At 32.3% G+C, this 15,195-nt stretch carries 24 protein-coding genes; all 24 read right to left on the bottom strand.

What is annotated here, in order from left to right; genetic code table 11:
- Positions 1-2 precede the first annotated feature (2 nt).
- The 24 genes from QU666_RS03600 to QU666_RS03485 all read right to left on the bottom strand — a co-directional run bounded on the left by QU666_RS03600 (position 3) and on the right by QU666_RS03485 (position 15,187).
- Positions 3-380 (bottom strand): hypothetical protein, encoded by a 378-nt coding sequence (locus QU666_RS03600; protein WP_021770157.1) that lies wholly within the window; start codon positions 378-380, stop codon positions 3-5.
- A 9-nt stretch (positions 381-389) separates the two neighbouring features.
- The gene (locus tag QU666_RS03595) at positions 390-974 is read right to left on the bottom strand and encodes a hypothetical protein (protein ID WP_021770158.1); all 585 of its coding nucleotides are present in this window, start codon (positions 972-974) and stop codon (positions 390-392) included.
- A complete protein-coding gene (locus tag QU666_RS03590) occupies positions 971-2,107 on the bottom strand; it encodes a hypothetical protein (RefSeq protein WP_021770159.1) in 1,137 nt (378 codons plus the stop codon). The genes QU666_RS03595 and QU666_RS03590 overlap by 4 nt, the downstream gene beginning before the upstream one ends.
- Positions 2,107-2,442, bottom strand: coding sequence for a hypothetical protein (locus QU666_RS03585; RefSeq protein ID WP_021770160.1), 336 nt, complete (start codon positions 2,440-2,442; stop codon positions 2,107-2,109). The genes QU666_RS03590 and QU666_RS03585 overlap by 1 nt, the downstream gene beginning before the upstream one ends.
- Positions 2,439-3,032 (bottom strand): phage baseplate protein, encoded by a 594-nt coding sequence (locus QU666_RS03580; protein ID WP_021770161.1) that lies wholly within the window; start codon positions 3,030-3,032, stop codon positions 2,439-2,441. Before QU666_RS03580 ends, QU666_RS03585 begins: the two co-directional genes overlap by 4 nt.
- Before the next feature lie 11 nt (positions 3,033-3,043).
- Positions 3,044-6,043 carry a phage tail tape measure protein gene (locus QU666_RS03575; protein WP_021770162.1) on the bottom strand — a complete coding sequence of 1,000 codons (3,000 nt, stop codon included), beginning with the start codon at positions 6,041-6,043 and terminating at the stop codon, positions 3,044-3,046.
- Between the two features lies 1 nt (position 6,044).
- Entirely contained in the window at positions 6,045-6,281 is a 237-nt protein-coding gene (locus QU666_RS03570; protein ID WP_021770163.1) for a hypothetical protein, read from the bottom strand.
- Between the two features lie 28 nt (positions 6,282-6,309).
- Positions 6,310-6,822 (bottom strand): hypothetical protein, encoded by a 513-nt coding sequence (locus QU666_RS03565; protein WP_036071906.1) that lies wholly within the window; start codon positions 6,820-6,822, stop codon positions 6,310-6,312.
- A gap of 85 nt (positions 6,823-6,907) precedes the next feature.
- A complete protein-coding gene (locus QU666_RS03560; protein ID WP_021770165.1) occupies positions 6,908-7,477 on the bottom strand; it encodes a Rha family transcriptional regulator in 570 nt (189 codons plus the stop codon).
- A 118-nt stretch (positions 7,478-7,595) separates the two neighbouring features.
- Positions 7,596-7,769, bottom strand: a complete 174-nt coding sequence (locus tag QU666_RS03555) for a hypothetical protein (protein WP_021770166.1) — start codon at positions 7,767-7,769, stop codon at positions 7,596-7,598.
- A gap of 76 nt (positions 7,770-7,845) precedes the next feature.
- A complete protein-coding gene (locus tag QU666_RS03550) occupies positions 7,846-8,394 on the bottom strand; it encodes a hypothetical protein (protein ID WP_021770167.1) in 549 nt (182 codons plus the stop codon).
- A gap of 195 nt (positions 8,395-8,589) precedes the next feature.
- A complete protein-coding gene (locus QU666_RS03545) occupies positions 8,590-9,189 on the bottom strand; it encodes an N-acetyltransferase (protein ID WP_021769673.1) in 600 nt (199 codons plus the stop codon).
- A 3-nt stretch (positions 9,190-9,192) separates the two neighbouring features.
- Positions 9,193-9,357 (bottom strand): hypothetical protein, encoded by a 165-nt coding sequence (locus tag QU666_RS03540; protein ID WP_198012133.1) that lies wholly within the window; start codon positions 9,355-9,357, stop codon positions 9,193-9,195.
- 186 nt (positions 9,358-9,543) lie between these two features.
- Entirely contained in the window at positions 9,544-9,975 is a 432-nt protein-coding gene (locus QU666_RS03535; protein ID WP_021769675.1) for a phage protein, read from the bottom strand.
- Positions 9,976-9,989: 14 nt separating this feature from the next.
- Positions 9,990-11,138, bottom strand: a complete 1,149-nt coding sequence (locus QU666_RS03530) for a DUF3383 family protein (protein WP_021769676.1) — start codon at positions 11,136-11,138, stop codon at positions 9,990-9,992.
- Entirely contained in the window at positions 11,138-11,602 is a 465-nt protein-coding gene (locus QU666_RS03525) for a hypothetical protein (protein ID WP_021769677.1), read from the bottom strand. Before QU666_RS03525 ends, QU666_RS03530 begins: the two co-directional genes overlap by 1 nt.
- Entirely contained in the window at positions 11,586-11,966 is a 381-nt protein-coding gene (locus QU666_RS03520; RefSeq protein WP_021769678.1) for a hypothetical protein, read from the bottom strand. Before QU666_RS03520 ends, QU666_RS03525 begins: the two co-directional genes overlap by 17 nt.
- Positions 11,966-12,445 carry a hypothetical protein gene (locus QU666_RS03515; RefSeq protein WP_198012134.1) on the bottom strand — a complete coding sequence of 160 codons (480 nt, stop codon included), beginning with the start codon at positions 12,443-12,445 and terminating at the stop codon, positions 11,966-11,968. The genes QU666_RS03520 and QU666_RS03515 overlap by 1 nt, the downstream gene beginning before the upstream one ends.
- Entirely contained in the window at positions 12,375-12,620 is a 246-nt protein-coding gene (locus QU666_RS03510) for a hypothetical protein (protein ID WP_021769680.1), read from the bottom strand. Before QU666_RS03510 ends, QU666_RS03515 begins: the two co-directional genes overlap by 71 nt.
- Before the next feature lie 10 nt (positions 12,621-12,630).
- On the bottom strand, positions 12,631-12,939 hold the full coding sequence (locus tag QU666_RS03505; protein ID WP_021769681.1) for a hypothetical protein: 309 nt from the start codon (positions 12,937-12,939) through the stop codon (positions 12,631-12,633).
- Positions 12,939-13,112, bottom strand: coding sequence for a hypothetical protein (locus tag QU666_RS03500; protein ID WP_021769682.1), 174 nt, complete (start codon positions 13,110-13,112; stop codon positions 12,939-12,941). The genes QU666_RS03505 and QU666_RS03500 overlap by 1 nt, the downstream gene beginning before the upstream one ends.
- A 9-nt stretch (positions 13,113-13,121) precedes the next feature.
- A complete protein-coding gene (locus tag QU666_RS03495; RefSeq protein WP_021769683.1) occupies positions 13,122-14,177 on the bottom strand; it encodes a major capsid protein in 1,056 nt (351 codons plus the stop codon).
- An 11-nt stretch (positions 14,178-14,188) separates the two neighbouring features.
- A complete protein-coding gene (locus QU666_RS03490; RefSeq protein ID WP_021769684.1) occupies positions 14,189-14,581 on the bottom strand; it encodes a hypothetical protein in 393 nt (130 codons plus the stop codon).
- A 9-nt stretch (positions 14,582-14,590) separates the two neighbouring features.
- A complete protein-coding gene (locus tag QU666_RS03485; RefSeq protein ID WP_021769685.1) occupies positions 14,591-15,187 on the bottom strand; it encodes a hypothetical protein in 597 nt (198 codons plus the stop codon).
- Positions 15,188-15,195 lie beyond the last annotated feature (8 nt).

The following is a 15,195-nucleotide window of genomic DNA, read 5'->3' as shown; positions in this document are numbered from 1 at the left end:
TCCTAAATTGCCAAAGTCTTTCCATTTTTCAACAATATTTCTACATCAAAATTATAATTTCCAGTTCCATTTTTAAAATCGCTTTCAAATTTTATTATTTCTGCTACATCTTCATCTGCCAAAATAGTTTCTTTTACTTGAGTTTCAATATTGAACTTTTCCAACAAGTTTCCTATCTGTCCGTTATTTTCATTTCTTTTAATCCAGTAAATACCTTCGTTCTTGTGCAAAAACCACTCATTAAAGAATAATCTCAACTTATTCTCAAGCCTTAGCCTTATTTTTTCTATTTCAGAACTCAATATTATATTTTTACCCATTACAACATCAATTTCTTTGTTGTCGTCTTTTTCAGTTTGCCAACTTTCAACACTTTTCATTTTTACCTCCTAATCCAACGGCATACCACCGTTAGTATGAGTTAAGAATGATTTGCCGCCAATCGTAGCGTCTCCGCTCACTTTCAAATCCCCTTCAATGCTTACCGCTCCACTTATATTTATAGAGCCGCCTTTTATACTAACTCCACCATCATTTATTGTTACAAGTGTTCCACCGTAAGCAATGAAAAAGTCATTTGATATATTTTTTTCTGCATCGCTTGTTATCTGCCCAACTACAATAGCGTTATTTATGTCAAATTTAGCACTCGAATTCGGTTCACAAGGTTCAGAAGCATTTCGTGCATTAAATGTATCGTGTTGACAAAATGCTACCAAAACCTTGTCGTTTACAGATAGCGGAGCATTTATTTTACATTTGCTACCCCAAAATATTGGAGCAATCGGCACATTTTCAATTACTTCTACTTCATCACGAGTTCCAAAAAGTTCAGGAATATCAAGCATTTGTATACTGCAACTCATATTCGAGTTATCCACCTTTACAATTTTGGCTATTGCAAGAGTATTTAAATTATCGAAACTTCCATTTATCATATTTTCAATATGATCCCCCACTGTCTTTTTTCTCATTTGTTACCTCCTACTCCATAAGTTCTTACAATTCTGTCCCAGTCTTTTTCTTTTTTCTTCCCACTACTTTTTGTGCTAGTTTTCTTATTATTCTTTTTAGAATCTTTAGAGTTTTTTCCTTTTTCTTTTTTGTTTTTATCATCTTTATCTTTCTTATCTTTTTTCTTAGATGATTTTTCGTTTTTACCTTTTTTGCCTGTAACAATCTCAATTTCATTAGCCTTTTTAGTTTCCTTATCATCAAATTTAGTTCTTATTTCCAATTCTGTATAGGCATCTGTTTTAAAGTTCATTACATGCTTGCCTTTTGTAATAAGATACTCCCCTTTAATTTCAAGTTGTTCAAAAGCCTTTTTCAAATCAAGGTTAATTTTAAATCCTTCCTGGAATCTATGGTCAAATATTGCTTTCAAAGTATAAGTTCCGTCATTTTCCTTGACATCTTGAAACCTGTTTGGGTCGAACTCTAAAACGCCCCTGTTTATCTTGTCTCTTGGCTGAAACGTTACAACTCCATTTGTTATAAAGAAAACGCTTTTTGTGTCTTTTGCCAGTTCCTTGAAAATATGCTTGACATTGTTATGTAGAGTTTTGCCGTCCTTATAATCAATATCTTTCCCAAGCTCTATTTTTCCAGCCTTTAATTTATCCAGCTTTGATAAAATAAGTTTTATGATTGTGCTTGCCTTAGTCCCTTTTCCAGCCTTTAAATTAATTTTTGTATCCTTGTATTCGTCGTTGTAAGTGTTGCAAGTTATCTCAAATTTCTTGTCAGCATTGTTCCAGCTTCCTTTCAAACTTTCAATAATCCCTTTATAAATAACTCCAATATCCTTGTTTTTTCCATCGTTCCAATATCCTGCTTCAATAACTACTTCCACACCTTTTTTCAGTTTCTTAATCATTTCGTCTGTTAAGTTGTAGATAACTATTTTAGCAATATTCGTACTTTCGGTAATATCAAACTCTGTTTCTATCTCAAAGTCAGGCGATGAATCGATACCATTTTCAACTTGAAACCTTTCAAACTCAATTTCTTCTGTTTCACTTCCGTTTTTTACTTTAAACGTTACTTTTGCATATCTGTCCCACAGAATATAATAATTATTGCTATTTTGTGTATTTTCAGCCATTAAACCACCACCATAATATCTTGCAGCACTCCAGCCGCTTCCGTTGTAAACTCAACATCAAAGCCATTTAAATTAATCGGCAAGGCTATCATCTTAACATTTGGAAATTCCTTATATCTTCTCCTGCATATCAGAAACAAATCTTCATAAGTATTAATTCTCTGTCCAATATGCAAATCCTCGTTATCGCTCTTTATATCCAAATACCAAAGCCCCCTGATGTTATAAATATCCAACGTTGTTACAAGCGTCTTTTCTCCATCATCAAGCAATATTTTATAACTGCTCTTGGCGTTTTCTTTATACGCAATGTCAAAACTGTATAATTTTTTCATTCTATAACATCTCCCGCTCTAGGATCAATTTCAAATTCATTTTGCATTGATTCGTTCAAAGTAACTTCTGTAACTTCCCTGTTCTGCGTACTTGCTTCAGGAACGTATGCCTCTGTTGTTGTTTTTCCGTCAGCTGTAGTAAATTTAAGCAAATTTATTTCTTTCAGATTTATTGAAACCTTAATGCTTGTGTGGCTTTCGTAATTTTCGGCATAGCTGACACTTGTAATTGCAAGAGGAGCATAAACTTTATTTAATTTAGTGTACATAAACATTGTGTAATTTCTTTTTCTTGATTCTTTAACAAGTTTTTCAAGCTCATCTTTCCACTCTTTACCATGCAAAATAACCTCTATTTTTAAAGTGTACGGATTTACAAACATATTTTCATTGAAATTGTCTTTTAAATAAGATTTATACCCTGTTATTTCATTATCTTGGCTGTAATCAGTTGAAAGAACTAAAAGGGGTATAGTGCCTAAAAATCCATTAGGCTTAATACCAAAATATTTCAAATACAGTTTTTCAAGTTTATCTTTCTGAACTTCAAATTCAGCAAACTTTGTCTTTAAAAAATCTAATACTTGCATCCTATCCCCCTTTACACTATCCCTAATTTTTCAAGTTCACGTTTCAATTCCTGCAATGTTTCATCAGTCCCATTAACATTGAATACAAAATGATTATTATTTGTAACAACTGCTCCTGTTTCTTTTGCACCACCACGTGTATTTTTCTTGATAGATTTTAAGTTATTCAACATATCAAGAGTTGTTGTGTTTCTTGCGACCATAGAGCCATTAGGCAACCAAATAGCTTCATCTCCGTGTTCATCAATAGCGGTCATTCCTCCGCCGCCTTGAGCTTGGAAATTGTTGGTTCCAACTGCTTTATGAAAAAAGCTATTTACATTTGAAGCTTTAGGTAAATTTTTATTGTGTTTGAAATGTGATTTATTTAAAGAATTATTATAACCGTTTTGATAGGCTTTAATTCCTCTTTCAATTACGTGTCCAGGCATATTATTCACGATATTTTCGCCCATTCCTATAACATTTCCACCAAGTCCTTGTAAATGGCTACCTACACCACTCCAATTTAAATGGAGTAAATCATTAAATGCTCCTACCAAATGCGAAACTGCACCAATAGCATTGTTTATAAAACCAATTATATTTTCAATTGCTCCACCAACTACAGCAACTATTGCAGCCCAAATTCCATCTATAATTGCTCTTGCTGTTTCATTTTCTGTATATAATTTAATCAATCCTGCAATAAACAATCCAAAAGGACCACCAATAATAATTCCTATAACCAATCCAATGTGATCTTTAATGAAATTCCAAACCATTTCCACAACCATTCTTATATTTTCATTGTCGTTCCATAACTTTTTTAACCATTGTCCAAGTTCACCTAGTTTTTCGCTTATCCATGTTGCTGCCTGAGATACAGCTTCACAAATCATTTGCCAAGCTAAATCAACTCCTTGCCTAAATGCTTCATTTTTGTTATATAAATCCATTAACCAAAAACTTATAAGCATAATCGCACCGATTATTAACATCGCAATTAAAACATAAGGATTCATTGCAGCAACAGCGTTAAAGGCAGATTGTGCCGCAACCAAAGCCCACAAAATTCCAACTCCTGCAGCTAAAACTAAAAATACTGTTCCAAATAATCTTATTTTTTCTTTGTTTTCTTCTACCCATCTTCTCATTTCTTGAAGTTTCACAGTTAAATCAAAAATATTTTTCTTAAAATCTTTTAATTTCCTTGCAACTTCTTCAGCAGTCATTCCCATAAATTTAGTTTTGTCCGTCGCATCTTGTTGCTTTGTATTAAATCCAAATAAAGCACCTAAAATTGACATTATTACATCGCCTAAAGCACTTAAGGCATAGGTTAAATTTAATAGCACGCCTTCCCATTCTTTACTGACTGCTTCGTTTTCCTGTAAATAATCCTGCCATTGCTTAAACAGGTTAAATATTACAACTAATCCAACTGCCAGCAATCCATAAAGAACTAATTTAAATAGACTTACTTTCGCAATCGCTTCCTTTATTCCTGTGATAAACGGTCCGATACTTGCTTTTAATTTTTGAAAAACTAATTCTCCTACAACCAAAGCTCCTAAAACAGAAACTAACTGTAACAGCCAAGGGGCTTTTTCGGCAACCATTCCTATTGCTTCGGCAATTCCCATAAATAGCCCTGCAACTGGAACTAATAAAGGTTCTAGCGAGTCAAATACCGCTGCAAACGTGCTTGACATTGTTCCCATTAAAGTTTCAACTGCTCCAGCACTTCCTTGCATCATGAACTTACTTAATTTTTCAGCTGCTCCACTACTGTTTTTTATTTCGTTTTGAAGTTTTTTCAAGTCTTCGATACTTCCATTTAACAATGTATTTACTGCTCTTCCTCCTTGTACTCCGAATATAGTTTTCAGTACTCCAGCCTTATCAGCATTTCCCATTTTGTCAGTTACGCCTTTTAACCGTTCCAAAATAGAAGTCATATCCTGTAAATTTCCTTTTTCATCTGTAACCTTACCAATCAATTGTTCTAATTTATCTCGTTTTTTAAAATCTTTCATACTTTCAAACATTTGATTTAATCCTGTTCCAGCTGTAGAACCTATTAACCCGTTATCGTTCATTTTACCAAGCATCGCATAAACCGTTTCCATAGGAACTCCTAATGCTTTTCCAGAAGCTCCAACGTATTTAAAACCTTCAGCAAGTCTTGGTAAATCTGCGGCAGTATTTTTAGATGTAACAGCTATCATATCAGTTACTTTTTGTGCTTCTTTTGCGGATAACTGATAAGAATTCATGTGCATTTTTACCATTTCGAGTGCTGGTGTAATATCTGAATTAAACGCTTGAGCCAAGTTTGCAGCCGACGGAATAATTTGTTTCATTTCATCTTTTTTTATCCCTAAAGTTGCCCCTGCATTTATAGCTTGTGCAACGTCCAGATTATTAAATTTAGTCGCCCCACCAACTTGTTTTGTAAGTTTCCTGTACTCTTTTAAATCAGTACCATATCCTCCAGTCTTAGCAGAAGCTCCTCGCAGTTCATAATCAGTCTGTCCGTATTCCTGTAACGCTTCCATTCCAGCCTGTGTAATAAAACTTCCAGCCTTATACAACGCTCCGTCACGGACTTTGTTTAAAAGTCCCTTAACTCTTTTCATTGCATTGTCAGCACCCTTTGCAACATTTTTTAAAGGATCTTTGACTGATTTCCCAACCGCTTCCTTCGCCTTGTTCAGCTCATCCATTTTCTTTTTGGTTTCCTGTGCCTGTTTCTTCACGTTGTCTAGTCCGCTCTTAACATTCTTTCCAGTTCCAAGTGATTTCATCATATCCTGTGCCATTTTAAGCTGTGATTTTAATTGATTCCCCTGTGATTGCAAATGTTTCTGCATGTGTTGAATCTGCTTGTTGAAATTATTTAAAGTAACTTTATCTAATGCTTTGGCTAGCCTTTGGGCTTCCTTTTGCATAGACTGTATCCATTGCTTTGCGTTCTTGTCTTTTATTACAAATTCCAACTCATAAGTAACTCCTACTCCGCTAGCCATTTTATCTTCCTTTCTTCATTTTCTTTTGTTCCCGCTCTTTTATTTTCTGTATTTCTGTATCATAGAAACACATCTTTAAAAATGTTTCAAATTCCTTTTCAGGAATATCATTTTTGTTATATCTTTCTAAAAATTCGAATGAATTAAAACTTTTAAAGTTATCATTTAATTCAAGCTGAAATGCCAAGTTTTCAACTTCTGTTATGTTTCCCAGCATTTCATCCTTATTAATATACATTTTCCCTTCATAGAAAAAAGCAGGATTTCTATTTAAGGAAGGGATTTCTTACCACTTCCGACAGGAAAGTGGCTAATTCTGCAATTTCACTTGCTGGAAAATCTTCAATTTCAAATTTTGGAAGTAATTTATCATTTTGAAAATCATTTACTACATCAGCAAACAAAAATACACCTTTACCAGTCACAGGATCAACTTCCATTTTGGAATACTTAATCGCTTGTTTTGTTGTTGGATATTTACAAATTACATCTTGAGGTTTTCCGTCCCAATTAATCAAAGTGTGATGAAATAATTGATTTGGACGCAATCCGCCTTGTTGTTTCAATCTGTTTCTTTCGTTCTCATTTCTTCTCTCTTTTATTTCCTCTGCTGTTTCTTCTGTTGCAATAGCTTCAATCGTTGCCGTTTCATTCTTAATTTCTTTATTTTGAACTGCTGTATTCTCATTATTTTGAGCGATAGGTGGCAATCCAGCCATTTCTCTTGACATATTAATTGCTTCTGCTTCTGCTTCAGTATATTTTCTTTCTAAATTCATTTTCTTTCTCCTTATATATTTTAATTTTATTTTTTGTAACAAAAAAATCACAATCAAATTAATGACTGTGATTTAATGTTTCTATTTAATTTTCAATTTGGTCTAGTAAATTTTCAACTTCAAATGTCATTCCAGAAAGTTTGTCAATCTGATTTGTTATCATTACTAAGTCCTGAGAAAGTTTACATATTTTTCTATAAGTATCACTTCTTACTTCGTTAGCCTTGTTTGCAATTTCTTTTATCTTAGCCCAATGAACTGCTTTATCAAGTGGTATTGAAACTTTGTCACTTTTCGGCATTGGCAATAATCTTTGTTGTTTTAGCAATCTTTCCATTCTGTTAAATTCGTTTATGTAAGCCAGTTTGAATTTATTGTGTCCTTGTATATTGAACATATAAAGAATAAATCCATCTTTTGCTAAAAGGTATTCTTTGTATTTTCTCTTTTGGTTAGAAACCCTGTATTCATTAGGGAAAATTAGAGAACGGATATTTCCGTTTTCTTGATATTCCTTACTTTCAACCAACTTTTCAATACTTTCCAAAATATCCGAATGTCTTCTCTTTAATGCTTTTGCAACAACTCTACTACTTACAACCAATCCATAATTTTCGTTTCTTTCAACTTTTACTAAATCCATAATGTTTTCCATTAAATTTCCTCCTAAAATTATTTGTTTTTTAAGAGGGTTTGTGGTAAAATACTATTGGTTAGAAGGTATTTTACCTTAGCCCTCTATGTTTTGTTTAAATCCTTAATAGAGGGCTTTTTTATTTATCAAGTTCTTTTTTAACCAAATCTATACCTTTTAAAATAATAGCTGTTCTTGTAATTTTAAGATTTTCAGATAATTTTTTTAATTCCAAATCTTCACTTTCTGTAAGTTTTATTTCCAGCCTTTTATTTCTTGGATTATCACTTTTTGGTCTTCCCATTTTTTTCATTTTTCACCTACTTTCTAGCCGACTATTATTATAATATAAGCCGACTAAAAAGTCAAGAATTTTTAAAAAAATTTTTTTATTCAACTTTATATAATTGAAACAGCAAATTAGAAATCTCAACCATATTTTTAGAATCTTTTATCTCAATAGAATAATTAGTTGCATCGAATCCTTTTGTTATTATATGAATTGTCATTTTTGCATTTTTAACTGAACCTATCAAAGCTCCAATTCCACCAGCTACTAAATATCCGCCAATCGCTCCAGAAAGTGAAGTGGTTTTTCCGTCTTTTTCAATTCTAATGTCTTCAATATCTTCTGCTTTTATATATTTCCAAAATGTTGAATAAGTATATATTAATATACTTTTGTTTTCATACAACACTAAATATTGCATACTTTCTTTAAAGATTTTTCGATTTGAACTATCAAAAAAATTTATTATGTTATTTAATCTATCTGCTCTCCAATCTGCACCATAGAAACGTGCATACCATCTACTGAACCTATTTTTTACAATAAATTTTTCATCAACATTGTATTCTTGTTTTGTTTCAATAATTCCTTTCATTTTTTTATTAAAGAACCATACAAAAATAATTATGATGATTAACAATAATATCATTTTAATTCCTCCTTAAAAATAATTTACTATATTATACACTATTTCTAAGAGAAATTAAAGAATGATTTTAATTATACCATTATCCCAAACTTAAAAAACAAATATTTTAGTTTTCACAGTCATTATTCAATTGCCATTGTCCTGTATTTTTGCATAAAAAAATCACAGCTAAATTAATAACTGTGATTCGTAAAATTATTTTTTTAATTTCATTACCAAAACTTTCAGCCCATTTCCTGAAATAAAATTTTCAATTTCTTCAAATCCAAAATTTTTATAAAAAGATAACAATTTTTCATTGTCTTCACATTCTAGCCAGACATAACGAACATTTACTATTTTCTTAGCTTCCATTAATGAATCGTAAGCTAATGTTAATAATTGAGTTCCGTCTATATGTTCTTCAGCTTTTATTTGTTCTGAATGGTTTTTGCCAATCTGTCCCAACAGATAACTGTTGACTATATAACCATCTGTTGTTAATCTTTTTCCGTTTTGGCAAAGTTTTTTTCTTTGGCTTTTTGATAACGCTTCATAGTTTCTTTTGGAAACAAGTAAAGGTTTGTTTGCTAAAGAAAAATATCCCAACAAAACAAAATTTTCATTAAAAACTAAATGCGTGCTTGATAAACCTGCTTTTTCAAATTCTATTGCTTTATTATGTAAGAAATCTTCGATATCTTTATTGTATTTATTTTTAAAATTCTTTAAAATATCTTCCCTTACATGTTTTCTGTCTTTTAACTCATCCAACAAATCTTGTAAAGAAACAATTTTTACATTCTCTATATACATAAATTATTTTTTGCCGAATATCTTTCGTATTGTTTCTGGATTGCTTATGATTTCGACGTTTTTAACAGGTTTTCTATTGGGAGATTTTTCATTATTCAAAGCCTTTATTAAACCATTTACAGATTTTTTATCAAAAGTCATTTCTGTTGTAAAACTTTTTGTAGCCATTTTTTTCATCTCCTTTTCATAATTTATTATAAATTATACCTTATTTGTAGCAAAAGTGCAACAGAAATTTAAAATTTTTGCTTAACATTGTAGCTTTGAAATGCTACAAATCACAGTTATTATATTTAATTGTAATTGTCCTTTCAGCTTTAACGAAAGAAATATTTCCTTGGTTAAACAATCCTCTTATATCACAAGTTCTCTACTCTCTGCTTCAAACTCCCAAGCCCTAGCTTCAGTACCACTCTCATTCGCATACTTTAACCCAGCCTTTTTCTTAAATGAAACACCGTTATAAATGTAAGTTTCATTTGTATTTGTATCAGTAATTACCATAAACATCGGAAACAGTCCTTTATTCGCTTTCCAAAGTTTGTGCAACCTTTCCATTGTTCTATGTTCTTCGCTTCCATAAGCCAAGCTCAGCGTAATAGATACACTTTCATCTACCGATACGTTTACCACTTTCTGTCCACAGCTCGCAATCATAGAGCTTGAGCTTTCTGTATTAGGATCATCTTCAAAACCATCTTCATGTCTGCAAGTAATCGCATAGGGAATTCCTGCGGCAGTAAGTATGATTTTGACATTAGCCACGTTATATTGTTTTGCTGACATATATCTTTACCTCCTTATTTGTTAAAAATAATTTCCCCGTCTGTTGTAACAGCTCCAGTCAAATTTACTTTTCTAGCACCATTTAAATAAGTGACTCTTAAATCGAAATCAAATTTTCCTTCTCTAAGCGATTCTTGTGTAAAATCACTCACTATCAAATGCCCTAAACTAACCTCTACTTCGTTTCCGTTCTTATCTTTTTGTGTTATCGTTCCAAAATAGCTTCCAGCACTATCTACCATGAACATTCCAGCACTTGCACCTTGTCTACAACGTTCTTTTATTACTGAATAAACCATTGCTTTTCCTGTATCATCTCCTGGTATTTTGTCTTTTTTCACTTGGAAAACTGTTAAATCTTTTTTAAGTCCATCTCTAAACCAAATTTCAATCAATTTTAATTCAATAAATTTTTTGTTATCTGAATTAATCCCATTCACAATATGATAATATCCTCTTGTTGGTTTAGATAAATAATTCAATCCAGCGTCCCAAAATGCCTTTTGTTCGGTCTTTGTGAAATTCTCTTGCACAAATCCATTAATCTGTGTAGAATGCACAATATAACTCCCTAAACCCTTGTAACCTATCGTTCCACCAGCTAATGCCCCAGTAAGCCAGTTTCCTTTTGCCAAGTTCTTAGCCCCTTCAATAACAAACGCTACATTATCAATATTATTATCCGTCTGTAGTGCTACGGCTTTGGCTGAATTTCCTAATTTTTCATAATTTACAGCTATAAAGAACTGTTTATCCTTATCAGTTTTTGCATAAGCTATAATGCTGTCTATATAATTTTTCTCTGCGACTATATCCATATTAGTAATCCAGTTAGTAACCTCGAAAGCGTCCTCATGATCCACGTAAGTTTTCATAAGTTCTGTAAATGTAGTTGCTGTATTGTTTCCGTACACTACAACATTTAATGGAGTGTATGATTGTGAATAGGCACTTGCTATTAACTTATAAAAAATATGATTCTCATCTAATCCACTCACATTCAGCTCCAATAAATCCTTTGGCTCTGTAATATAAGTTGGCGATATTGCGAAGTCTTTTGTAAAAAACATTAAACTTCTGACATCAGCATAAAATGCTCTGTTATTTTCTGATTTTATTTGTACATTATTCAATGTATTCAAATCATTTCTTTCTATTGCCATTATTCCTCCCTAAAATCTTTATTTATATAATGTTCTGCAAAATAGCTAAATTGCAGAACTTGTTTGTAATATTTTCTGCCCATAAAATTGAAAGGCGTTTCCTGTATCTTGTATACTTTCCGTATTTTTCTTTTATGTTTCCTCTCGTCAAAGTAATCGTTTGTTGCGTTTGTATTTGCCAAAAACATATAAAGCATATCAAAATCATTATGTTTCTCTCGTGATTCCAAAGTCAAAAGTGCCTGTATTTCCTCATCATAACAATATTTATCGTTTCCAAAAGGAATAGGACTTCCTGCATCTTCAATATACAGATTATAGAAAACAAGTGGAAATTTAAGTTTTTCATACTGTTCAGCCGAAATTTCATCACGTTTTTCTTCGTTAATAACTTGATTTATGCCGAACTTTTTACAAAATTCTTTAATATCGTTTACAACCTCTTTTCTAATTTCGCTTGTCATCTATATTCAGCTCCATTCTCAAAAACTCTCCATAATTTTCTTCAATATTAACTACCCTATAAATCACACCGTTGTGTTTTATTTTCATATTTTCAGAAATTTTGAAGCCGTCTGTATCATTCAAAATGTAATATCCTTCTTTTTTGTTTGATAAAAAACTTCCGTCCATACTTTGTGGAAACGACGAATTATGTTTTGGCGTTAATACAGCCATTTTTACAGTCTTTTCTATTTTATCTTGAATTGGATTTCCTAAATCATCAAATTCAACCTCAGAATCTTCCAAATACACAGTTACATCATCGGAAAACTTCCTTATAACTTTTAGAACTTTTCTAATAGCCGCCCTAACTTTCCTGTCCACTATCCGCCACCTCTCCCGACAATTCTACCGCCATTAATCTTTGCGGCGATATTACTTTTAAAATGCCCTGTTTCAATCATCGGATTGTTAAATCCTTTTCTCATAATTGTCGCAGGACTGTTTGCTGGACTTTTAATTCTTTCAATCATTGCTTTATACTTTGTACTTGCCTCTGTTCCAATTTTATTAGTCATCGCCGCAACATCGAAACTTCCGTTTATAATCTTTGCAACTCCTTCTTTAAAGTATCTAGCCGCCATTGGCTTAAACTGTTCAAAAGCCTTTTGGTTATAATTCCATCCTGGGACTCCACGACTAGATCCTGTATTAAGAACATTAGACAACCCAAAAGCGTCAAAACCACCTTTAATGCTATAATTGGTTACTGTTCCAACTTCAATTTTTTGCTTATTCATCGCCAGCAGCTTTTCCAGATTCTTGTTTTTCGGCTTCTCCTTTATTTTCAGTTTGCACGGCATTCTTATCACCCAGCTCTATAATTTCAACATTAAGTTTTCTTTCCTCAATTTCCTCTTTCGCAATATTTAATCTGCGAGGTGTCAAATCAAGTTCATTATCGCCTTCTTTAAGCAATATGTGATTTAATTTGACAAGCAGAACTTCCCTTTTTTCCTTGTTTTTAAAATTAAACATGATCCGCTCCTTAAACTATTGATACAGTTGTTTCATTTTCATCAATTCCAAGTGTTTTTAACAACTGTTTATACATCATTAAATATTGATTGTTTTCACCCGTTTCTTCAATTACAATGTTAGATACTTGAACTTTCGTAAAATCAAAGTCATCTAATGAAGTGAGCAAATATCCAAAAAGATATATTTTAAGCAATTTTTCTTTTTCGCTACTATGTTTTTCTTCAGCGACTTTATAAAACTGCTCAACAACTCCTACATCAAAATCAGAAGTTTCAGGAATATATTTTTTCAGTTCCTCCAAAATTTCATCTGTCATTACTCATCAACTCTTTCGCCGACAAGTTTATTTTCTGATAAAGTTTCAAATTCTGCTTCAGTTAATTCCAGCTTATCGCCAATTTCATATCTAACATCGTTGTATCTCAAAGGCGTTAAAGCTACTGCTTCAACAATAGCTTTTGCCTCTTCCTTTTTATTCTCTTTTGCCATTCAATTCACCTACCCTACCGTTGCTATGAACATACTGTTTATTATTGATGGATTTGGAGCAACTAAATCTTCAATTACAACGTTTACATTATTTACAACCCCTGCCGATTTTGATTCAGGCACAACTTCCACAGTTGCAAATGTTCCTGCTATATCCACAACTTCTCTATCTCCTAACAATCCAAGCAATTCATCAGTTTTTGCAGGAGTCGGTCCATATTCCATTGTTCCTAATTGTCCGTTTGGAATTAATGTAATGATATTGTCTGGAAATACATTTCTTGTTGTTTTTCCAACTTTTATTTTTTCGTCCCAAATCAATATTGTCATTCCGATTACATCCTCAATAGTAGATTTAATAAGTGCTGGAGTAACCGTAACAATAATATTCTTAAATAATGCTTTTACAGTATCGTGTTTTTTTAGTGCATTATACGTAGCTTTTGACATTAAAGCTATTTCTACGTTTCCTCCGCCTTCTTCAACCGTTTCTTTCCATCTTTCTAAATCTTCAAGCGGTTTTGCTGTTGCAGCACTCCAAATATTAGTTCCTGCTAACGTTTCTTTGTATTTATCAGCAAGTCTATAATTAATTGTCTGTCCTCCACCGTTTTCATCAACAAACGTTACTTTGGCTGTTGATAAAAATTGTGAAACTGTATAAGCTGCAATTGCTCTTGCACTTCCTAAAAATCCTTTTGCTCCCGCAAATTTTTCAAAGATTTGTATTGAATAATTATCAATAATTGATTGATTATTTGTATTCAAAATTTCTAGCAATTCTTTTCTGCGTTTTTCGTCAAGCTTCATACCTTCCCTAAAAAACTGCTTATCCCCTTTTGTTGTTGTTTTCAAATCCCAGTCTCTAAACATTACATCCGCATCCAGTTGGCTGCTTTGTAATACTTCAACCGCTCCACCGTCTAAACTTCCAAACGTATTTATATCAAAAGTGTTTGAAAATACAGCTGGAAACATTGCTTCTACTAACGTAGTTCCTTTTACTCCTGCATAATACTTATTTAAACTCTTTGCGTTTAATAAATCTGTTAAATTCATTGGCATTTCTTAACCTCCTATTTTCTATCCTTATAAATGTAAGTTAGCCCTGCTGGTAACTCCGCTTTTGTAACCGTAATTGGCGTAGGATGTTCTTTTCCTACTGCAATTAATTTATCTAAATATGCAATTCCTTCAAGCGAAACTGTTGCTTGCTCATTGTCGTTGTAATATTTAAACTCAACATCATGCAATAACACAGCTTCCGCCTGCGTTCCTGTCCCTGTCGGAATTACAAATGCTCCTGTTTCTCTTAAATCTTCTCCATTTTTTGCTTTAACAAGTGTTCCAGCTAACAAATACTCTTTATTGGTATTTTTGTCTTTGTAAATGTAATTAGCAAAATCTGATTTTAATATTTTCACTTGCACATTCAGTTTTTCTTTGTGCATTACTGTTCTTTTTAACATCTCAACCTCCTAAAATTTTGTAAGATCTGTTTCGTTGTTTTTGTTTTTTTCAATCATTCTGTCAACAAAATCTTTTTCATCTTTCTTTTTATCTTTCGGATTAAATCCTCCGTTTGTTATAGAGTTCTTTTTCAAGAAATCTGTTGTGAACTCTTTTTCTTTAGCTGCTACATTCTTAACCGCTAACTCAAGACTTTCAATTGTCATATCTGGCGTAATTTGGACTAAATCGGCAAATTGCGGACTAATTTTTAACTCTGTTACCAACTCGTTTTTTCTAGTTCTTAAAGTTGTTAGATTTAATTGTTTTTTAGTTTCGGCAAGCTCTTTTTCAATTTTTTCTTTCTCTAAATTTGCCAATTCTTCAGCAGTTTTGCCGTGCTTTTGAAATTCCTCAAGTTGTTTATTGCTGTGTCCAAGCTGCGATTTCAAGGAATTGATTTCCTTGTCTTTTTCAGCTTGTGCTTTTTTAAAATTCTCAATTTTAGCTTTCAAATCATCAAGCGTTGGCTCATTACCACCTGAACCAGCTCCATCTCCATTGCCTTTTCCGTCTCCTGGTTCTTCATAATTTAAATTGAATCTTTTTTCTAGTTTTTTTAACATTTCATTTC

The organism is Leptotrichia sp. HMT-225, assembly GCF_030644325.1.
GTDB lineage: Bacteria > Fusobacteriota > Fusobacteriia > Fusobacteriales > Leptotrichiaceae > Leptotrichia > Leptotrichia massiliensis.
The sequence above is the reverse complement of the archived record's forward strand: the minus strand, read 5'-3'. Positions and strand labels throughout refer to the sequence as shown.